General features: G+C 60.7%; 15 protein-coding genes. 4 read left to right on the top strand and 11 right to left on the bottom strand.

The genetic code is table 11. From position 1 onward, the window contains the following. Positions 1 to 112 precede the first annotated feature (112 nt). The 6 genes from Q0K15_RS00895 to Q0K15_RS00870 form a co-directional block, all read right to left on the bottom strand. Positions 113 to 1,009 (bottom strand): acetamidase/formamidase family protein, encoded by an 897-nt coding sequence (locus tag Q0K15_RS00895; RefSeq protein WP_294510666.1) that lies wholly within the window; start codon positions 1,007 to 1,009, stop codon positions 113 to 115. A 171-nt stretch (positions 1,010 to 1,180) separates the two neighbouring features. Further along, a complete protein-coding gene (locus Q0K15_RS00890) occupies positions 1,181 to 4,915 on the bottom strand; it encodes a M14 family metallopeptidase (protein ID WP_294510663.1) in 3,735 nt (1,244 codons plus the stop codon). Between the two features lie 352 nt (positions 4,916 to 5,267). Beyond that, complete coding sequence (locus tag Q0K15_RS00885; RefSeq protein WP_294510659.1) at positions 5,268 to 6,128, bottom strand: NAD(P)-dependent oxidoreductase; 861 nt, start codon at positions 6,126 to 6,128, stop codon at positions 5,268 to 5,270. Positions 6,129 to 6,143: 15 nt separating this feature from the next. Then, positions 6,144 to 7,310, bottom strand: a complete 1,167-nt coding sequence (locus tag Q0K15_RS00880) for an iron-containing alcohol dehydrogenase (protein WP_294510656.1) — start codon at positions 7,308 to 7,310, stop codon at positions 6,144 to 6,146. A gap of 88 nt (positions 7,311 to 7,398) precedes the next feature. Continuing rightward, positions 7,399 to 8,289, bottom strand: coding sequence for a 4-hydroxy-tetrahydrodipicolinate synthase (dapA, locus tag Q0K15_RS00875; RefSeq protein WP_294510653.1), 891 nt, complete (start codon positions 8,287 to 8,289; stop codon positions 7,399 to 7,401). Between the two features lie 71 nt (positions 8,290 to 8,360). Continuing rightward, positions 8,361 to 9,149, bottom strand: a complete 789-nt coding sequence (locus tag Q0K15_RS00870; RefSeq protein ID WP_294510650.1) for an IclR family transcriptional regulator — start codon at positions 9,147 to 9,149, stop codon at positions 8,361 to 8,363. Positions 9,150 to 9,323: 174 nt separating this feature from the next. On the opposite strand from Q0K15_RS00870, the gene Q0K15_RS00865 reads away from it, so the two are divergent. The 4 genes from Q0K15_RS00865 (at position 9,324) to Q0K15_RS00850 (ending at position 15,812) form a co-directional block, all read left to right on the top strand. Further along, positions 9,324 to 11,279 carry a sigma 54-interacting transcriptional regulator gene (locus Q0K15_RS00865; RefSeq protein WP_294510647.1) on the top strand — a complete coding sequence of 652 codons (1,956 nt, stop codon included), beginning with the start codon at positions 9,324 to 9,326 and terminating at the stop codon, positions 11,277 to 11,279. 284 nt (positions 11,280 to 11,563) lie between these two features. Beyond that, entirely contained in the window at positions 11,564 to 13,261 is a 1,698-nt protein-coding gene (gene ilvD, locus Q0K15_RS00860; protein ID WP_294510644.1) for a dihydroxy-acid dehydratase, read from the top strand. Between the two features lie 15 nt (positions 13,262 to 13,276). Beyond that, positions 13,277 to 14,590 (top strand): GntP family permease, encoded by a 1,314-nt coding sequence (locus Q0K15_RS00855; RefSeq protein ID WP_294510642.1) that lies wholly within the window; start codon positions 13,277 to 13,279, stop codon positions 14,588 to 14,590. 76 nt (positions 14,591 to 14,666) lie between these two features. Beyond that, positions 14,667 to 15,812, top strand: coding sequence for an amidohydrolase family protein (locus Q0K15_RS00850; protein WP_294510639.1), 1,146 nt, complete (start codon positions 14,667 to 14,669; stop codon positions 15,810 to 15,812). A gap of 112 nt (positions 15,813 to 15,924) precedes the next feature. Here Q0K15_RS00850 and Q0K15_RS00845 read toward each other — a convergent pair whose 3' ends face one another. The 5 genes from Q0K15_RS00845 to Q0K15_RS00825 form a co-directional block, all read right to left on the bottom strand. Continuing rightward, positions 15,925 to 16,191: a hypothetical protein gene (locus tag Q0K15_RS00845; RefSeq protein ID WP_294510636.1), complete on the bottom strand. Its 267-nt coding sequence runs from the start codon at positions 16,189 to 16,191 to the stop codon at positions 15,925 to 15,927. A gap of 222 nt (positions 16,192 to 16,413) precedes the next feature. Next, positions 16,414 to 17,091 (bottom strand): DUF6198 family protein, encoded by a 678-nt coding sequence (locus Q0K15_RS00840; protein ID WP_294510633.1) that lies wholly within the window; start codon positions 17,089 to 17,091, stop codon positions 16,414 to 16,416. A 4-nt stretch (positions 17,092 to 17,095) separates the two neighbouring features. Next, positions 17,096 to 18,433, bottom strand: coding sequence for a hypothetical protein (locus Q0K15_RS00835; RefSeq protein WP_294510630.1), 1,338 nt, complete (start codon positions 18,431 to 18,433; stop codon positions 17,096 to 17,098). A 30-nt stretch (positions 18,434 to 18,463) separates the two neighbouring features. Continuing rightward, the gene (locus tag Q0K15_RS00830; protein ID WP_294510627.1) at positions 18,464 to 18,895 is read right to left on the bottom strand and encodes a MaoC family dehydratase; all 432 of its coding nucleotides are present in this window, start codon (positions 18,893 to 18,895) and stop codon (positions 18,464 to 18,466) included. 6 nt (positions 18,896 to 18,901) lie between these two features. Beyond that, positions 18,902 to 20,467 (bottom strand): CoA-transferase, encoded by a 1,566-nt coding sequence (locus Q0K15_RS00825; RefSeq protein ID WP_294510624.1) that lies wholly within the window; start codon positions 20,465 to 20,467, stop codon positions 18,902 to 18,904. Positions 20,468 to 20,498: the final 31 nt, after the last annotated feature.

Below are 20,498 nucleotides of genomic sequence, written 5' to 3'. Positions count from 1 at the left end.
TTATCCTTCTTTGGCAGCTATACACAAGAAACCCGGCTTATGCTTGACGCATATGCCGGGTTTCTCGACAGACTGGGCCCGATCCCATAGAGGGATCGGGCTGTTTTTTATTTCAGGGGAAGGCATAGCCGTAGGCCGAGGCCACGGCCAGGGGCACCTCCATGCGGCAGGTCACCTGGGGGTCCACCATCTGGCAGATCCGCACGTCCCCCGCCACGCTCAGCAGCATGCCGGCCTCGTGCTCCTCCATGCCCACCTGATGGATGAGGACCTCCCGCATGCGCAGGGTGGCGTTGGAGGCGGCGATCTCCAGGGTGTCCGCGGAGGAGATGGTCATGAAGGCCGTCTCCGTGGTGAGGAAGGGGGTGGGCAGGGGGCAGTCGTGGAGCACCGTCACCCGGACGGTGACCCGCCCGGCGATCTCCACGCCGCACACCACCACCTCGCCGTCCCCCATGACGGCGTGGAGGTCTCCCATGGCCAGGAGAGCCCCCTCCACCGCCACGGGCAGGTAGAGGGTGCCCCCGGGGCCGATGCGCTTGCAGTCCATATTCCCGCCGTGGGGGCCGGGAGTGCCGGTGGGAACGGCCCCCGCCGCCGGAGCGGTGCCGATGACGCCGATCATGGGCCGGACGGGGAAGGAGAGCTTGTCGTTAAAGACCACCCGGCCGTCCCGGACGGGGATGAGCTTGGTGGATTCCTCGGTGAGGGCGGCCCCGATGACCCCCTCGTTGGGGGCGTCGGTCATGACCCCGTGGTCGGCCAGGGCGATGTCCAGAATCTCCACTTTTAATACGTCGCCGGGCCGGGCCTCCTCCACATAGAGGGGCCCTGTGGCCGGGTTGATGTTGTCCCAGTCCAGGCCGCCCAGCCGCCGCTCCAGGCTGGTGATCTGCCCGCCAAAGCAGTCGATGGTCTCAAAGCACACCGTGGCCCCGCTCTTCGCCCGGGCGGCGGGGGGATTGTCCGGGGACATGGCATAGATGACGGTTTTGCTGCGGATCTCCATACACAAAAACCTCCTTGTCTGTATCCGCCCCCGCCGCTGCCCGGCGGGACGGTCTCTTTGGTTGCTCTCATTGTAGTCAATGCCATAAGAGGTGTCAAGTCCGCCGGGCGGAGCCAAAAGGCCCGGGACAGCGCTGCTGTCCCGGGCCTTTTTCCAGGATAAGAGACGGTATTACTCCGCGTCGGCGGTGAGCAGGGCGCTGGCGCGGACCATCAGGGTGGCCAGCTCGGCGCGGGAGGCGTTGCCCTGGGGATTCAGGGCGCCGGTGTCGCTGCCGGTGAGGAGGCCGCTCTCCACGGCCCAGGCCACGGCGTCGGCGGCCCAGCTGCTCACAGAAGCGCCGTCGGGATAGGCGGCCAGGTCGCCCTCGGCGGCGGGGCTGCCGGCGTAGCGCCACAGCATGGTGACCAGCTGCTCGCGGGTCAGGGTACCCTCCATGTTGGTGCCGTCGGACACGCCGTTGGCCACGGCCCAGGCCTGGCCGTCGGCGTACCAGACGTCGCTGACGGTGGTGTCAGTGCCGGCGCAGCGGGCCAGGATGGTGACCAGCATGCCGCGGCTGGTGTCCATGGCGGGGGCGAAGGTGGTCTCGCTGGTGCCGTTCATGAGGCCCAGCTCGGTGACGGAGGCCACGGCGTCGGCATACCAGGCGTCGGCGGCCACGTCGGTGAAGCCGGTGGTCTCCACGGGAGCGGCGGCCTCGCCGTCCATGACGCTCACGAAGGCGGCGTTGGAGACGAAGTTGAACTCATCCCGCTGGTGGACCTTGTTGGTGAGGGTGTTGGCGAAGAGGACCACATCCAGACCGGCGCCCTCATAGGCGATGGCCTGGATGGAGTCGTCCAGGAAGTCGGCGTAGTGCTCGCCGTTGGAGGGGAGGAAGCCCTCCATCAGCTCCTTGGAGCCGTCCAGCTGCACCAGCACCTGGGCGCCCTCGGGGATGGCGGCAAAGTAGCCGGCGCCGTAGCCGTAGAGGATGTCGTCGCCCTCGGAGACATAGCTGGCGGTGATGAGGCTGTCGGTGGGGTAGGTCACATAGGCCAGGGCGTCCATGGCGTTGTCGCTGACGCACTCCCACACCAACTCGCCCTCGGCGAAGAGACCGGTGGCGGACTGCATGGCGTCATAGCCGTAGCCGATGTAGGGGGTGCCGCTCTTGACGGCGGCCAGGGCCTGGTCGTCCAGGGCGGCGGCGCCGATGATGAGGTCGGCCTGGGAGGCGTCGTCGGTGACGGTGAAGCCCAGCATCTCCATGGCCTGGCGGTCGTAGTTGTACTCGTAGGCGCCGCTGACCAGGGTGGTCTTGACGAAGCCGGAGTCGTTATCGGCGGGCTTGCCGGAGATGTAGATGGCGGGGGCCTTGGCGATGACCTGGGCGGCGGGAGCCTCCTCCACGCCGACGCCGGAGATCAGGTAGTCATCGGCCACGCTCTGCCAGTCGGCGTAGGAGCACAGGAAGCTGCCCTTGTACTCGCCCTCGGTGATGAGGGAGACGGCCTTGCCGGCCTTCAGCAGGGCGTTGACGGCGGCGGTGGAGTCCTCGGAGGAATTCATCAGCACCACCCGGGCGTTCTCCACGCCGGTGAAGGAAGAGTTGAGGGTGTCCACGTAGGCCAGGGTGTCCTCGTAGTCCATGGCGTCGCCGCAGGCGGCGGCGATGGTCTCATAGGCGGCGGGCTCGGCGCACACCACCATGTCGAAGCCGCGGGTCTTGTCGAAGGCGGTGATGCCCTCGGAGTAGAGGACGGGCCACTCGGTGATGACGGTGCCGTCATAGAGGACGCCGTTGGCCACGCTCCGCTTGGCCTGGTACATGGAGACAATCAGGGTGCCGGCGGGATACTCCACGCCGTCATAGGTGAAGGCCTTCTCGGTGAGGTTGACCTTCACGCCGTTGCGGGTCAGGTACACCATCATGTCGGCGGCGTCCTGCAGGTTGGACTGGTTGGCGCCGTCCATGGGGATGATGTAGCACTCGGGGTAGAAGTTGCCGTTCTGGCCCTCGCCGTCATACTCGGGGCGGAAGAGGTCGGACTCGGCGCCCTCCACGTCGTACTGGTCGCAGAACCACTGGCCCACCAGGTCATAGGCGTCGGAGTTGGCGTTGGTCACGCCGCGCTCAAAGATCTTGGTCTGGGCCAGGAGGTAGCTGTCCTTGTTGGCGGCGATGTAGTCGGACTGGCCCAGCTGGCCGTAGGCCACGCCCTGCACCATGAACTCGTCATAGGCGGGGACCTCCACCGTGTAGGCCACGGTGCCGTGGAGCATGGCGTACTGGGGGGTGTAGCTGGTGGACATGTCGTCCCAGGGGTCCAGCCACTGGGTCTGGTCCTCACCGTCGGCGGTCTTCTCACCGGTGTAGGTGAGGTAGTCACGCTGGGGGATCACATAGCTGTTGTGGCCGTCGTTGTTGGCCACGGCGGCAATGCCCAGGGCCTCGCCGCCGGCCATCAGGTGCTCGGCCAGCAGGTCGTACTCAAAGTTGGGCTCGTGAGGGGGATCGCAGGGCTCGCACTGGAAGGCGGAGACACGGCCATGGAACTCGGTGAAGCTCACGGGGTTCCACTCGGCGATGAGCCGGGTCATGTTCTGGGTCTCGGCCTGGGTCTGGAAAGAGTTGTCCCGGTTCAGGTCGAAGCCGCCGGAGGAGGTACGGGTCACATAGGTGCGGCCCTCCACGTTCTCCTCGGGCACGATGATGAAGAACACATCGTCCAGGAGCTCGTCCATGTTCACGGTCTCGGTCTCCACGGTGTAGTACTTCTCCAGGTCCACCACGGTGGAGTTGGTGGCGGTGGTGCCGTCGGCGTTCTGGCCCTTGATGTAGCCCAGATAGGTGGCGGTGTCAGCCACCAGGTCGGGCACGGCCACGGAGCCCTCCTGGCCCACGGGGCCCATCTGGGCGGCCAGCTCGGCCTCGCCCTCGGCGGTGAAGCCGGTGAGCTTGTCGTAGTCGATGGTGCCGGCCTCGGAGGCGGCGGTCTCCACCAGCATCCAGGCGAAGGTCAGCACGCCGTCGGCGGCGGCCACCTCATTGGCGTGGACGTTGGAGTAGAGGACGGGAACCTGGTAGTCGCCCAGGGTGCCGTTCTCGATCTTCTCGATGAGCCCGGAGGGGTCGCTCTCGGCCTGGGCCTTGATGCTCTGCCACTTGTCCAGGACGCTCTTGTCCTTGGCCACGATCAGGTAGGGCATGTCCAGGCTCTCCATGCCGTTGTCGCCCTGGCTGGAACCCATAGAGAAGCGCTCCACATAGAGGTCGGTGTTGTCGGCGGCATAGTCCACGATCTCATCGATCTGGCTGTACAGCTCGGCCATGGTGTGGAAGCTGTCATAGGGGGTGACCTTGATGCCCTCCACGGCGCCCAGCACGGTGCCGTCGGCGCCGGTGGCGGTCAGATTGAACCAGCCGCACACGTCCAGGTAGTAGCCGCCGTTGACGTGGGGGGTGCTGAGGTCCTCACCGAAGTAGCCGGTGTTGGAGAAGGTGACGGTCAGGCAGACCTGATCGTCCACGGTCTCAGCAGCGGTCACGATGTCGGAGAAGAAGGGGGTCTCCCCGTCCTTGCACATCCAGGTATCCAGAGCGCCGCCCTGGGACTGGTTGGGGTAAAGGGTCTCATCCACATAGGTCTGGGTCTCGTCGCGGTCCAGAGACCAGACCACCGTCTCGGCGGCGGCCTGAGCCTCCTCCAGGGTCATATCCACCGGGATGCTGGCCTTGAAGGTCCGCTTGTTGGTCAGAGAGATCATGTTCTCACCATTGTCGCCCGTGGTGTTCTCAAATGAGGCCGCGGGGGCTGCGGTGCTCTCTGCGGCGGATGCGGGGAACACGCACAGAGACAGCAGGAGGGCAAGTGCCGTCACCAGTGACAGCAGCCGCCCAAGGGACAGTTGTTTCTTCATGCTCATCACCATTCTCTTTCCTTTGAATACCGTATGAATAATATTTACATACTTGGAATATTATTTATGAATGATACCACCAAGTCCCGGGGGGCGTCAAGTATAAAAATACATAAAATATAGCCTCGTCATGTATTTATTCTCCGCTGCACTATACAGAGAGGAATACGTGAATATATATATATATATAATTTAGTACGATACATAATCACAGCGAGAAAGGCGCAAGCGAATAAACGGCCGGGGCGGCCGCCTATGTCAAGGCGGCCGCCCCGGCCCTTTGTATCTCTTGTTCGCCGACAGCAGCGTCACGCTCACACCGGCACAAAGCGAGGGACCTCTTTACGGTACCTCATTCAAAGTACCGGATCAGGGCCTGGGTGCCCAGATCTCCCATCCCACGGTCGGCCAGGTCCTGATACATGGCCAGCACCTGGTTCGTGACAGGAAGGTCGGTCTGAACTGCGCGGCTCTCCTCCTCCGCAATGGAGAGATCCTTGATGAAGTGCTTGACAAAGAATCCAGGGGCAAAGTCCTGAGCCAGAATCCTGGGGGCGGTATTGCTCATCTGCCAGCTGCCCGCCGCGCCGGTGCTGATGGTGTCCAGCAGGGTCTGGAGGTCCAGACCGTGTTTTTGGGCGTAGGTCAGGGCCTCGGCCAGGCCGGCCATCACCCCTGCCAGGGCGATCTGGTTGGCCATTTTGGTATGCTGGCCAAATCCCGCCGGACCCTCGTAGCGGATGTTGCTGCCCATGGCCTCAAAGAGGGGCAGGCAGGCTTCAAAATCGGCCCGCTCCCCACCCACCATGATGGCAAGGGTGCCGTTTTTCGCGCCGGTATCCCCGCCGCTCACCGGCGCGTCCAGGGCGTGCAGCCCCTGTTCCCGGGCCCGGTCGGCGATCCGCTTGCTGAGCTGGGGGCTGGTGGTGGTCATGTCGATGACGTAGCCCCCCGGCGCCATGGCATCCAGAATGCCGTTTTCGCCAAAGTACACGTCCTCCACATCCTTGGGATAGCCCACCATAGTGATGACGGCCTCAGAGGACCTGGCACAGGCGGCGGGGCTGTCGGCCCACCGGACTCCCTCGCCCAGCAGATCCGCCACCTTTTCCTTGGTACGGGTGTAGATGGTCACCTCAAAGCCGTGGGACATCAGATTCCGGACCATACCATGTCCCATCACGCCCACGCCTACAAATCCAACTTTTTTCACCGTCTGTTTCCCCTTTCAGCAGCTGGTCTCGTCCCAGAGGGCGCGATAGAGGACCTTAAGATCCTCCACCGTGGGTGTCCGGCGGGTATTGGAGGGGCTGCCGCTGGCCATGGCATCCTCGGCCATCTTGTCAATGGCGTCAAAAAAGGCGGTCCGGTCCAGGCCGTATTCGGCCGGGGTGGGAATCTTCAGCTTGTGCAGCAGCTCACTGACCGCCGCCGCAAAGGCGGCCGCGCCCTCCTCGTCGCTCATCCCATCCTGGTAGACGCCGATGGCCTTGGCCAGGTCACAGAAACGCTCGGGCGCGCCGGGCAGGGCAAAGCGGAGGCAGGTGTCCAGCAGCATAGCGTTGGAAAGGCCGTGGGCCACATGGAAGAGAGCGCCGATGGGGCGGCTCATGCCATGGACGATGGTGACCGACGCGTTGGAGAAGGCGATACCGGCCTCCAGTGAGGCAATGGCCATCTCCTCCCGGGCCTTTCCGTCGGAGCCGCACTCGTAGGCCCGGTACAGGTTGCCAAAAATCCGCTTCACGGCGCTGAGGGCAAACATGTCCGACATGGAGAAGGCCTTGGTGCTGGTATAGGCTTCCACGGCGTGGCACAGGGCGTCCACACCGGTGGAGGCCGTCACCGACGGGGGCGCCGTCATGGTGAACTGGGGGTCCACGATGGCCATACGCACCATCAGGGCGGGGTCCTTAATCATCATTTTGACCTGGGTGTGCAGGTTGGTGATGATGGTGACGCTGGTGGCCTCACTGCCGGTGCCAGCCGTGGTGGGGATGGCGCAGGTGGGCGGCATGGGGTTGACCAGGGTCTTTCCCACATAGTCGCAGATGCTGCCGCCGTTGGCCACCACCGCCGCGATGGCCTTCATGGAGTCGATGGGGCTGCCGCCGCCGATGGCCATGAGGAAGTCGCACCCGCTCTCCTGATAGACCGCTACGCCGCGGTCGATCATCTCGTGGTTGGGCTCGCCGGTGATGCCATCATAGATCGCGTGCTCAATCCCCATGGAGTCCAGCATACCAGTCACCTTGTCGGTATTGCCCAGCTTGACCATCATAGGGTCCGTTACGATGAGCGCCTTCTTTCCGAACGCGGGGAGCTCCGCACCGGCCAGCCGCAGTGCGCCTTCACCGGCTACGATGCGGTTCGGAATGGTAAAAATATTCGCCATGGTTATCCCGTTCCTTTCTCATATCATCTGATCCCGGACTCCCGTCCTGCATAGATCCGGGAGCCTCTTCTTCTGACGCCGTCTAAACTTATTTCTGACCCAGGACGCCCAGGTCCTCCAGCAGGCCCCGCAGGACCTCCAGCTTTTCCGGCTTGCAGCCGGTGATGGGGGCCACAGGCTGGCCCACCTCGAAGCCCATGAGGTTCAGGGCGTCCTTGGTCACCGCCGGCCAGCTGGCCATGCCGAAGGAGAGGCGGAAGGGCGCCAGCTTGTACTGGTCGGCCAGGGCGCCCTGCCAGTCCCCCTGCTGGACCTTGTTGTAGAGGTCCACCAGAAGGGCGGGGGCCACGTTGGCGGTGGCGGCCACGCTGCCGCTGCCGCCGTGGGTGAGGTTGGCGAAGATCAGCATATCCCGGCCGCACAGGACGTCGAAGTCCATGTCCGCGGTGCGGCGGATATAGTCCATCATCAGGCCCAGATCGCCGCTGCTGTCCTTCACCGCGGCCACATTGGGAATCGCCGCCAGCCGCTCCACCACCTTGGCGGAAATGTTCACATGGGTGCGGTCGGGGTTGTTGTAGAGGGTCACAGGCAGGTCCGTGGACTCCGCGATGGCCCGGTAATGCTGATAGATCTCCTCATCGTTGGGGGTAATCATCATGGGGGTGAGCACGCTCACCAGGTCGGCCCCGGCCTCCTTGGCCATGGCCACCATGCGGATGGCCTCCCTGGTGCCGATCCCGTAAGCGCCCGCCATGACGGGCACTCTGCCGTGGATGTGGTCCACGGTGATCTCAATGGCCCGCCGCTTCTCTTCCTCGCGCAGACCGTAAAATTCCCCTGTGCTGCTGAGAATAAAGACGCCGTGGCACCCGTTGTCCACCGTGTAGTCCAGCAGATGCCGCAGGGCCTTTTCGTTGACGCGCTCATCCTCGTCGATGGGCGTGACCAGCGCCGGAATAATCCCTTTTACCGCCATAATTTCGAACCTCCTAAGCATAATTGAAGCTATATTAAGCTATACCGAGAACTCATCCGTTGTACCGGCGCCTACGCGCCATTCTCCCCACTGCCGAGCTGGAGGAGGATCTTCTGCGCCGTGTTGCGCAGGTGGGGGAGCAGCCGCTGCATCTCATCCAGGCCGAACTCGTTGGAGGCCCCGCTGACGCTGATGGCGGCGCGCACGCCGCCGTCCAGCCCCAGAATGGGGACGGCCACACAGTTGTACCCGTGGATGCACTCCTCCATGTCGGTGCCGTAGCCCTGCAGGGCCGTCTTTTCCAGCTCCGCCAGATAGGTCTCCCGGTCTGTGATGGTGGAAAAGGTAAAGCGCCTGGGACCCGCCCCCTCAAACATGGGCGCGGCCTGTTCCGGGGTGGCGCACAGGAGCACCTTGCCCAACGCGGTACAGTGGGCGGGACGGCGCATACCCGCGTGGTAATAGCCACGGGAGCCCTCCTCCCCCTCGGCCCGGCACAGATAGACCACTTCTGTCCCGTCCAGCACCGCCAGGTTTACATTTTTGCGCAGCAACAGGGCCAGCTGCTCCAGATAGGGCATGCTCAGCCGCCGCAGCGACATGGACTGGAGCACCACTCCCTCCATCCGCAGCACCTCCTGCCAGCCCAGGCAGTAATAGCCGTCCTCCTGGAGGATGAACCCCTGTTCCCGCATGGTGGCCAGGAGACGGCTGGCCGTGGCCTGGTTGATCCCGGTGCGCTGGCTGATGTCCTTCAGGCGCAGACGGGGCGTCTGCTGGGTAAAAACGCGCAGGATCTGCAGGGCCTTTGCCACGCTCTGGTTCGGGCTGCCCGCCTGGGCAGAATCCTTGGGCTTCAACGCTGTGTCCCCCTTTTTATTTCATTCTTTGAAATTCAATTTCATATATTGTGGCTGCATTATAGGAGCCATGGGAATGGTTGTCAAGTCCCAATTTGACCTTGCGTGGGGAAAAAACATCGTGGTATGATAGTACAAAACTTTTTTAGCTATGCCCGCGGAGGGGGAGTTCAGATGGTACGCATCGCCCTTTTATTTCCACAAAAAGGATTTTTTGAGGCAGCCTTCGAAACCTTTGCCGAGCACAATCAGTTCCAGCACGACTTCGAAACCGTTACAGAGGAGTATGTACTGGAGGAGGTGGTCACCCCGGGGAGTCAGTTTGATCCCGAGGTGATTGGCACCTATGACGTGGTAATCTCTCGGGGAATCACGGCAGAGCTGTTCCGGCGGCAGTTTCAGCAGCCGCCCCTGGTGGAGATCCCGGTGGCCGGGAACGATCTTGTCCGCAGTATGGAGCAGCTCCGGCGCCAAGTGGGGGACAAGCTCATCGCCATCGTCGGCGCCCATAATATGCTCTACGGCGCCGAGGAACTGGCCGAGATCGTGGGCATGCGGGTGCGCTGCTATGAGCGGCACTCTGACTCGGACTGGGCTTCCGCGGTGGACGAGGCCCTTGACGACGGCTGCGAGGCCCTGTTGGGCGGCGTGGAGACCTGCGCCTACGCCCAGCGCCGGGGGCTTCCCTGCGCCCTGCTCCGCACGGGGAAGGAGGCCCTCTGGCAGGCCTACACCGAGGCCAAAAAAATGGTGCAGGTCCAGATGATCGAACAGCGCAAATCCCTGCGTCTGCGCACCATCTTTGACTACACCTACGAGGGCATTCTGGAGATCGGGGTAGACGGCAGTCTGATGTCCTTTAACCATACGGCCTGCTCCACCCTGGGCCTGTGCCCCTCCGACGAGGGAAAATCTGCCGCCGCCTGCATTCCGGCCGGCCCCTTCCAGGAGCTGCTCCTGAGCGCCCGCACCTGTGAAAACACCCTGGTGCCCTACGGCCCGCTGAAGCTGGCGGTGAGCAAATCCAGGCTGGAAAACAAGGGGTGTGTATGGGGTTACATCATCACTTTTCAGGATGTCACCCGGCTGCAGCAGATGGAAAAGAGCATCCGGAAACAGCTTCACGCCCACGGATATGAGGCCAAGCATACCTTCACCGACATTCTGGGCGGCAGTCCCCAGCTCCGCCGGGTCATTGCGCTGGCCAAGCAGTATGCCGGCACCGACCTGGACGTGCTGATCACCGGCCCGTCCGGCACCGGAAAGGAGCTCTTTGCCCAGAGCATCCACAACCAGAGCGACCGGCGAAATCAGCCCTTTGTGGCCATCAACTGCGCCGCGCTCCATGAAAATCTCCTGGAGAGCGAGCTCTTCGGCTATGTGGAGGGCGCCTTTACCGGCGCCTCCAAGGGCGGAAAAACCGGGCTATTTGAGCAGGCCCACGGCGGCACCATCTTCCTGGATGAGGTGGCCGAGATCAGCACCGCGTTGCAGTGCAAGCTGCTGCGGGTGCTGCAGGAGCGTGAGATCATGCGCCTGGGGGACAACCGCATCATCCCCATCGACATCCGGGTCATTGCCGCCACCAATAAAAACCTGTTTCAATACGTAAAAGAAGGCCGGTTCCGCGAGGACCTATACTACCGGCTGGATGTGCTGCGGGTCCAGCTGCCCTCCCTCAATGAGCGCTCCGGGGACATCCCCATCTTGGCCCAGCACTTCATTGACGCCTACGCCGCTCACTATCAGCCCGGCGCCGGCGCCATGCAGCTCACCGAGGACGCCTGCGCCCTCTTGGAGCAGATTCACTGGCACGGGAACATCCGACAGCTGAAGAATATCTGCCTGCGGACTGTGGTGACCTGCCGACAGCGTCACATCGGTGCCCGCGCCCTGGCGGAGGTGCTGGGCGACGCCGGTGTGGGTACGGCGCCGGACGCCTCCGCGTCGCTTCCGGAGCCCAGCGGCGGCACGGCTACCACCCCGCCCGCCGCCGATAGTGAGGCGCAGCGAATCCGTCACGCCTTGGAGCGCTGCGGATACCGGCGGGAAGCGGCCGCCTCACTGCTGGGCATCAGCCGCTCGACGCTGTGGAAGAAAATGAAAGCCCTTCAGATAAATGAAAAGTAAGATTCCGGCGCAAAACGTTTCGTTTCGTTGAAAACAAAATGTTTAATTCGAAACATTTGTCTCCGGCTGCCCCCATGCCTCGGCCGCATGTGGGCAGCCTGTTTTTTTGGCCTGATTTGTTGGGAGAATCGGGACAAATGCAGGAGGCGCGCTCCCTTTTCATGTCAAATTCCCCAGCGGCAAGAAATTTGGCATGCGTTTTGCTCTGATAGAGGGCGTCACCCGGTTACGACAATGTGCCGGTGACCATTCCAAACAAAGCAAACGGAATCGAGGGAGGAAACATGAACGACAAACCTTATCGAAGCCGGGTTGTGGTGGAGGGCCCGGAACACGCGGGAAACCGCGCCCACCTGAAATGTGTAGGGCTCCTGGAGGACGAGCTGGACCGCCCCTTCATCGGCGTTGTCAACACATTCAACGAGATGAACCCCGGACACATCCATCTGCGCTCCGTGGCCCAGGCGGTCAAGGAGGGCGTCATCCGGGAGGGCGGCATCCCCTTTGAGTTCAACACCACCGCCATCTGCGACGGCATCACCCAGGGCAATGTGGGCATGTGCAGCGTGCTGCCCAGCCGGGACGTCATCGTGGACTCCATTGAGCTGACGGTGGAGGCACAGCAGCTCGACGGCATGGTCATCATCGCCACCTGTGACAAGATCGTACCGGCGGCCATGATGGCGGCCGGCCGTCTGAACATCCCCTGTGTGATCGTGCCCGGCGGTCCAATGCTGCCCGGCAAGTACCGGGGCCAGGAGCTGGCCATCCACCAGATCCGGGAGGCCAGCGCCCAGATCACCGCCGGCGGCATGAGTGAATCCGAGCTCAAGGAGATGGAGGAGGCCATCTGCCCCTCCGCCGGCGGCTGCTCCATGCTGGGCACAGCCAACACCATGTCCTGCCTGGCAGAGGCCCTGGGTCTGACGGTGCCCGGCGCCGCCACCACCCACGCCGTATACTCCCGCAAGCTGCGGGAGGCCAAGCTCTCCGGTATCACTGTGGTAAGGCAGGTGAAGGAGGGCCTTCGTCCCAGAGACATCATCAAGGAAAACAACTTCAAAAACATGCTGCGCGTCAACATGGCCATCGGCGGCTCCACCAACACCTGCCTCCACATCCCGGCCATCGCGGCGGAATTCGGATACAAGATCACCCCCGAGGACTTTGAGCAGGCCAGCCGCACCACCCCCCACCTGGTCAATGTGAAGCCTTCCGGAAAGTACTCCATGCTCCAGTTTGATGAGGCGGGCGGTGTACCGGCCGTCATCCAGACCCTGGGGGAGAAGTTCCTGGATATGACGGCCATGACCGTCAACGGCATCCCCATCGGCGACTACCCGGTCCACAACCATTCGGAGTATTCCGACGTCATCACCACACCGGAGCATCCCCTGCACGAGCAGGGCAGCATCGCCATTTTGAAGGGCAATCTGGCGCCGGAGGGCGCGGTCTGCAAGCAGAGCGCCGTGTGCGAGCAGATGCGGGTCCACACCGGTCCGGCCCGAATCTTCGATTCCCAGGAAGAGGCCATCGAGGCCATGCAGCACAACCAGCTCAAAAAGGGCGATGTGGTGGTCATCCGCTACGAGGGCCCCAAGGGCGGCCCCGGCATGCGGGAGATGCATGCGGCCATGACCACCCTGGTGGGCCTGGGTCTCTCGGACTCCACCGCCCTCATCACCGACGGCCGCTTCTCCGGCGCCACCCGCGGCCCGTGTGTCGGCCACATCTCTCCGGAAGCCGCGGTGGGCGGCCCCATCGGCCTGCTGAAGGACGGCGACATGATCCACATCGACATCAACAGCCGCGAGATCTCCGTAGATGTCTCCGAAGAGGAGTTCGCACGGCGTCGGGCCCAGTGGACGCCCAAGCCCACCCAGGGCCACGGCAAATACCTCACCCGATACAGCAATCTGGTGGGCAGCGTCTGGGAGGGTGCCCAGCTCGCCGTGGATTTTGACCGGATCGACAAGAAATAAAAAGGAGGAGACATTATGTTGGGTATCATCGGTATCGTAGTAGCGCTGGCCCTGCTTATCTTTCTCATCTTCAAGGGCTGGCACATGGGCGTTGTGGCCCTCATTTCCTCTCTGGTCATTGTTCTGACCAGCGGCATGGACATCTGGCCCGCCTTCGCGGAAAGCTTTGCCGTCTCTTTTAAAGACTTCGCCGGCACCTGGTTCCTGATGTTCACCCTGGGCGCCATTTTTGGCAAGATCATGGAGGACAGCGGCGCCTCCGTCTCCATCGCCAATGCCATTGTCCGGGCCGTCGGCAAGAAGCGGGTCATTCTGATCGTGCTGCTCACCACTCTGGTCCTCTCCTATGGCGGCATCGGCGTGTTCATCATCGCCTTTACCATGTATCCCATCTGCATGGCCCTCTTTAAAGAGGCCGATCTGCCCAAATCCATCTTCCCCGGCCTGCTGCTGGCCATCCCTGCCACCATCACCATGAGCTTTGCCCCCGGCGTGCCCGCGGTGCAGAACATGATCCCAACTGAGACCTTCGGCACCACCATCTACGCCGCTCCCGTCATCGGCACCATCACCTCCGTGGCCATCTTTGTGATGGACTACGCGTTCTACACCTGGGCCGCCAAGCGCTGCGCGGCGAAGGGCGAGCACTTTGTGGCCGGTCCCGACGACCACATCATCGATCTCAACGACGCTGAGGCCGTGAAGAACCTCCCCAGCCCTCTGGCCTCCTTCCTGCCCATCATCGTGCTCATCGGGTCCATCTTCATCTTCATGCAGCTGGTCTCCGTCTCCAACTATGCCGTGGTCCTGGGCATGGTCCTGGCCATCGTCCTCGCCCTCATCCTCTTCCACGACCGTCTGAAGATCCGTGACGCCATGGGCGCCGGCATGAACAGCGGTCTCAACGCCCTGATGGTCACCTCCATGATTATGGGCTTCGGCGGCGTGGTGCAGGCCTCTCCCGCCTTCCAGTCCTGTGTGGACTGGCTGCTGAGCCTCCAGATGAACCCCATCCTGATGGCCTTCTTCTCCATCAACGTGATCTGCATGATCACCGGCTCCTCCTCCGGCGGCCTGAACATCTTCCTGAACACTCTGGGCGACTACATGCTCTCCACCGGCATCAACCCCCAGATCCTGCACCGTCTGTGCTGCGCGGCTTCCGCCGGTCTGGACGCCATGCCTCACGCCTCCGGCGTGGTGCTGGCCAACTCCGTGGCCAAAACCGAGATGAAGAACACCTACAAGTACACCTTTGTCTCCCAGTGCATCATCCCCATCCTCGCATTCTGGCTTGGTACGCTTCTGTACTCTCTGGGCCTGTGCTGATTGATTTTCTCCCGGGCTCCGCAGCATGTCTGTTGCCCGGAGCCCGGGAGAATCCCATTTGGAAAGGAAGATCTTCATGACCAAACTGGATTGCGTCATCAAAAACGGCCATGTTGTGGACCCGGCCCGCGGCCTGGACGGGATCGCGGACATCGCCATTGTCAGCAACAAGATCGTGGACATGCCGATGGAATATGAGGCGCTCCGGACCGTGGACGCCTCTGGCTGTTATGTATTTCCGGGTTTGATCGACTTTCACACCCATGTGTTTCGCGCGGGCAGCGGCGTAAGCGTCCGCCCGGACTATCTGCTGGCCACCGGCGTGACCGCCACTGTGGATGCCGGTACCGCCGGCTGCTCCAACTTTGAGGCATTTTTCTCCAGTACAGTGGTCCCCAGCCAGGTCCGTATCAGAAGCTATCTCAATATGTACGGCTCCGGTCAGACGGACTACAATATCATTGAAAAGTTCGACGTGCCCGAATTCCGTCCCCAGGCCATCCGCCGGTTGGTGGAAAAATACCGGGACAATATCCTAGGCCTCAAGATCCGGATGAGTGAGGGTGTCGCTGTCAACATGGCGGCCATGGACTACACCATGGAACTGGCCGAGGAGTTGGGCATCGGCGTATGCGTACACGTGAGCCGGCCCCTGGTGCCCCTGGACGAGATCGTGAGCCGCCTGCGCCCGGGAGATATCTACTGCCATGTGTATCAGAATGTGGGCATCGACAACATCTTTGACAAGGCCACAGGCAAAGTAAAACAGTCCATGCTGGACGCCAGGGCCCGCGGTGTCATTTTTGACGCGGCCAACGGCAAAATGAACTTTAATATCAACACCTGCAAGGAGGCTGTCTCCCAGGGGTTCTGGCCCGATGTGGTCTCCAGCGACTGGCTGAGCGACAAATACAACTTCTCCCCCTACACCAAAAACCTCATGTTCATTGTCACCAAATACCTCCAGCTGGGCATGCCGCTGGATCAGGCGCTGGCCACAGTTACCTCCACCCCCGCCCGGCTGATGGGTATGGAGGGCAAGATCGGAACTCTGGCCCCCGGGGCCTACGCAGACATCTCCATCTTCAAGGTGATCGACAAGAAAGTCCGCCACCTGGACTTTGACGGCACGCCCTTTGAAACAGACAAGCTGTTTATTCCCCAGATGGTCATCAGCGACGGTGAATTCGCCTTCTGTCAGGCCGACTTTGCGCTCATCTAAACTGATACAGCCAGCCATACCCATTTGTGCGCAGGCAAATAACAGACAGCCGCCCCGGCACTCGGTCCGAGTGCCGGGGCGGCTGTCTGTATGTGTCCTACCTTAATATTATTTATCCCTCCGCAGCAGGGGAGCAGGGCATCTGCCGTCCGGTGTGGTCGATGGTGTAATCGGTGTTATAGGTCCCGGGGAGGATGAGCTCCGACACCGGCACCAGGGTGTAGCCGTCCTTTAACAGGGCCTCGATGATACCGGGCAGGGCTTCCGGGGTGTGTAGGGCGGCATTGTGGAAGAGGATGATGGACCCCGGCTGCACCTTGGAGGTGACCCGCTGGGTGATCTCGCTTGCCGACAGGTCCTTCCAGTCCAGACTGTCCACGTCCCAAACAGGTTCAAGCCGCTGGGATAGAGGCACAAGAGATCAGCTCTGAACATCCTGTCTACATAGCCGTTCCACACAGTCTTTCTATCCTGACATAACAGATGGCCCCGGTCTATGTGAACCGGAGCCATCTGTCAGCTTATGGGCTCTGCAGAAATTCTGATCTTCCGGATCGAATGTCTTTCTTCCTCTACAGCAAGGGGTTTGCTCTCTGTTTTATCACTCTTCTAACAGCTCTGATGGGGAGGTTGATTTTGCGAGCTTCCCCTTTCTCGTAAACAGACGGGAGAAATTCCCAATCAGTATGACTGCCAAAATCGTTCCTTCCCGGATGCCCTTTATCTGATGCAAGAATACGATGGTGAGTACAATCGTCAGAAAAACCATGACTGCATCAAAGGCGATTTTTGTGGTACCAAACGAGAGACCGCTTTTGTTCTGAATGGCTGTCACTGCGCCCTCTGCAGGGAGAACAACAAATTTTGCGTGGAGAATAAGGTTCATGCCGGCGGCCAGTACAAAGCACCCGAAAACAAAGAGCAATATACGGCTTGCGTAAGCACTCGGGCATATGTTACCCAACAGGATTCCGGCGCTGTCGATAAAAATGCTGAAGAGAATACTCATGACAGCCTGAGACAGCAGCGTCCGCCATGTATACCGGGATCTCAGCAGGGCCTTCTGGAGAATAAACAGAGCGATGTTGAACAGCGAGGTACACCAGCCAAGGGAGATGCCGCTGATCAGCGACATCGCGTAGGCGACACTGGTAATAGGAGAAATGCCCAGGTCGCAATTCTTGGTGAGTATAACGCCGCACGCGTATAGAAACATGCCAATCAGGCAGAGCACACATCGAAGGAAGAGAGACGATCCCCCTTTCCTCTCTTGATTCATGAAGTTACATACCCCCTACCAATGTGGCCACCAGTCCGACGATGCAGGCGGTGATGATGGGCGTGATGACGGTCAGGACAAACATGGGGCGGTAGCCGACACGGGGCGTCAGCTTCGCCATGGCCAGTTCGTTCAGCACAGTACCATTGCAGGGGAGAGAATCCAGGCCGCCGGAGCTGATGCAGGCAATGCGGTGTACCGCGGCGGGGTCCAGGTGAAGGACATTGAGGAAACGATCGCTCATGGAATCCAGCGCGATGCTCAGGCCGCCGCTGGAAGAACCTGTTACGCCAGCGGCCAGGTTGACGGCAATGATGACCTGGAAATAGCCCAGGTTGTCGGGGATCATTGCCAGCGCGTTCAGAATGACCTGATAGCCGGTGGTCGCAGACACCACGGAGCCGAAGCCCACCACGAGGGCCACAGTGCAGGCGGAGGTGATTGCCTGTACAGCGCCTCTCTGGGCGGTGGCCACCTTGGTATGCAAACGGTTCCAGAACAGGACATAGGCCACCAGGATGGCTACAAAGGAGGCAATATATACGGGGAGGTGAACCAGGTTGAGCAGGACAATCAGGACGATGGAGGGGATCAGGGCGACGAAAATATTCATCTCCTTGAATTCACCCGTAGCACCCGCGTTGCTCAGCAGATCGACCTTGGCGATCTCAGCGCCAGTGGGCAGGAAGTGCTCATCCTTGCGGCGTACATTTCCCAGTTCCCAAGAGAAATAGATGTGTCCCAGAATGATGGCGATGAGCATGGCAAGCAGTGAGAGGACCGGGGCAGCCATAGCGGTCGTACCCAGGTAGTTGCTGGCAATGTTGTTGTTGACCGAGGGAGAGCCGGGGGCCATGGTGAGGGCCAGGGCGGAGACACCCAGAGAACCCACACCGTAGAGACGCCAGGGAATGTCCATTTTTTCAAAGAGTTCTTTTGCGATGGCGATCACGGTAAAGAAGGCCACGAATACGCTGATGCCGCCATAGCTGAGCACAAAAGACAGGAGCGGAATGCACCAGAGCGCCGCGATTTTTTCATGTCCCTTGAACTTTAGGGCCAGACTGCTCAGAGTTAGTCCAATGGAGCGGGCAGCTCCGCTATCCGTCATCACGCAGCCGAAAATGGCGCCTGTGAACAGGGTAAAGAAGTAACTGCCAACCCAGTTGCCGAATCCGCCCAGATAGACAGTGCCCATGCCTTCTGCAAGGTCAATGCCGCTGGTCAAACAGACAAAGATACCACACAAAGGAGCAACAAGGACGATGGGAGTTCCACGGTAACCGAAGTACATCATGGCAGCCAATGCGATCAAAATACAAATCAAGCTGATCACTTGCATCGGTGAATCTCCTCCTCGAAATCTCTGAGATTATTTTTTCTTTTTGTCCATGATCTTAACAGTATTAGTGCCATCCAGGACAACCACACCATCCTGGCGGGTTACGGTCAGCTTCAGAATGAGATCATGCTTTTCTTCCACTTTTTCGATGACCTCGATGGTCGCGGTCAGCGTATCCCCAATGCGCGCCGGTGCCGGGAAGGTAAAGGTCTGTCCCATATTGATGGAGGCGCTGCCGCAGAGCGGCGCCGCAACGGCTCCAATCAGGCTGGCAACAAACATCCCCTGCACCAGGCGGGTACCAAAGAAGGACTTTTTTGCGTACTCTGCGTCCAGATGAATTGGATTAAAATCACCTGTCAGGCCGGAAAACAACACCACATCCGCCTCTGTGACCGTCTTGGATTGTGATGCCTTGTCACCGATGTGAAAGCTGTCAAAGGATTTGAACTCAATGGGCATTTCTCATCACTCCTTTGTCATGTAGGCACGCAGTCCGCCCCATTGCTCCTGGAAAATCTCAGACGGCATCTCCTTCAGATTCTTGTCCACAATAGGTGTAAATTCCATCTGGTCCAGGATGTCCTTCTGAAGGTCCACGCCGGGGGCGATCTCCGTGAGTAGCAGTCCCTCGCGGGTAAGCTTGAAGACAGCCCGCTCGGTCACATAGGTGATGTCTTTGCCCTGATCCAAAGCCACCTCGGCGCTAAAAGAAATCTGCGCGATATTCTGAATGAATTTTTTCTTGCTGCCATCCCGGACAATGCGCAGCTTGCCGTTGCCCAGCTGATACTCCGGCTTTCCGGCCGTAAAGGAGCTGATGAACACCACATGTTTGGCGCCGCCCGCGATGTTCATGAACCCGCCGACACCGATCCCCAGGCCTTCCTTTTTGCTGGAGTTCAGATCGCCGTTGGGGCCTACTTCCAGGAAGCCCAGGCAGCCCGCGTCCAGACTGCCGCCATCGTACATGTCAAAGATCCCGGCGGTTTCAATCATGGCCTCGCCGTTCCAGCAGCAGCCGAAGTCGTTTCCCACCGTGGGCACGCCGCCGATGTTTCCCGCCTCTGTACTCAGGGTAAAGAGATCCGAGCAGCCCTCTTCACTGGCGACCGCGCTGATATACTCGGGGGTGCCAATGCCCAGATTTACGATATACCCCTCCCGGAGCTCCATGGCGGCCCGACGTGCCATCACCTTTTTGACGTCAAATTTAACAGGGGGGATACTCTCCAGGGGAACCTTGCAGTCGCCGGAAAACACCGGGTTAAACCGGGAAGCAGCCGTCTGCCAGTGGTACTCCGGATCGGCCACATATACATAATCCACCAGCACGCCGGGCACCTCCACGAGGCGGGGATTGAGGGTCCCAGCCTTGACAATGCGCTCCACCTGGCAGATTACAATGCCTCCGGTGGCGCGGGCGGCTTCGGCCGCAGCCAGCTGCCCCAGCTTGTAGCCCTCTTTGGTCATGGAGATGTTGCCGTGCTCATCGGCCACTGTACCTCGGATAATGGCCACGTCGATCCGTTTGGGGGCCTTGTAGAGCAGCCATTCCTCGCCGTTCAGGTTCACCAGCTCGATAAGGTCCTCAGTGGCCGCCGCATTCATGCGGCCGCCTCCATAGCGGGGGTCCATAAATGTTTTCAGGCCGATCTTCGTGATAACACCCGGGGTCTTGGCCGCGATGGCGTGCATCATCGCAACACATACGCCCTGAGGCCAGTTGTAGATAGCGGCTTTGTTGTCCCTGCAGAACTCCGTCATTACCTTGCCGCAGCCATTGATGTGGCCGCCCACGCCCTTAGTGAGCAGTCCCTCATGGCAGACATGACTCAATCCCTTGGTATTCATATCGCCCACGGATGCCTGCCAGTAAAGTGTCAGATCTCTGGGGTGCCCAGTCTCCAGAAAATGCTCTTCGATTTTCATGAAGGCTTCCTCGGCATATCCACCCAGGGTGATTCCCGTGAGCAGAATACTGGAGCTATCTTTGATCAGTTCCCCAACCTGTGAAGAGGGAATGAGTTTCATACTATACGCCTCCTTGTCATGAAGAACATCC

The organism is uncultured Intestinimonas sp., from assembly GCF_944387245.1.
In the GTDB taxonomy this organism is placed as follows: domain Bacteria; phylum Bacillota; class Clostridia; order Oscillospirales; family Oscillospiraceae; genus Intestinimonas.
Note: the sequence above shows the minus strand (reverse complement) of the source record. Positions and strands in the feature narration are given on the sequence as shown.

Excerpts from the sequence above, each read along its gene's own strand:
- Q0K15_RS00895 (WP_294510666.1), bottom strand. The coding sequence starts at position 1,009 with ATGGAGATCCGCAGCAAAACCGTCATCTATGCCATGTCCCCGGACAAT.
- Q0K15_RS00890 (WP_294510663.1), bottom strand. The coding sequence starts at position 4,915 with ATGAAGAAACAACTGTCCCTTGGGCGGCTGCTGTCACTGGTGACGGCA.
- Q0K15_RS00880 (WP_294510656.1), bottom strand. The coding sequence starts at position 7,310 with ATGGCGAATATTTTTACCATTCCGAACCGCATCGTAGCCGGTGAAGGC.
- dapA (WP_294510653.1), bottom strand. The coding sequence starts at position 8,289 with ATGGCGGTAAAAGGGATTATTCCGGCGCTGGTCACGCCCATCGACGAG.
- Q0K15_RS00865 (WP_294510647.1), top strand. The coding sequence starts at position 9,324 with ATGGTACGCATCGCCCTTTTATTTCCACAAAAAGGATTTTTTGAGGCA.
- ilvD (WP_294510644.1), top strand. The coding sequence starts at position 11,564 with ATGAACGACAAACCTTATCGAAGCCGGGTTGTGGTGGAGGGCCCGGAA.
- Q0K15_RS00855 (WP_294510642.1), top strand. The coding sequence starts at position 13,277 with ATGTTGGGTATCATCGGTATCGTAGTAGCGCTGGCCCTGCTTATCTTT.
- Q0K15_RS00850 (WP_294510639.1), top strand. The coding sequence starts at position 14,667 with ATGACCAAACTGGATTGCGTCATCAAAAACGGCCATGTTGTGGACCCG.
- Q0K15_RS00840 (WP_294510633.1), bottom strand. The coding sequence starts at position 17,091 with ATGAATCAAGAGAGGAAAGGGGGATCGTCTCTCTTCCTTCGATGTGTG.
- Q0K15_RS00835 (WP_294510630.1), bottom strand. The coding sequence starts at position 18,433 with ATGCAAGTGATCAGCTTGATTTGTATTTTGATCGCATTGGCTGCCATG.
- Q0K15_RS00830 (WP_294510627.1), bottom strand. The coding sequence starts at position 18,895 with ATGCCCATTGAGTTCAAATCCTTTGACAGCTTTCACATCGGTGACAAG.
- Q0K15_RS00825 (WP_294510624.1), bottom strand. The coding sequence starts at position 20,467 with ATGAAACTCATTCCCTCTTCACAGGTTGGGGAACTGATCAAAGATAGC.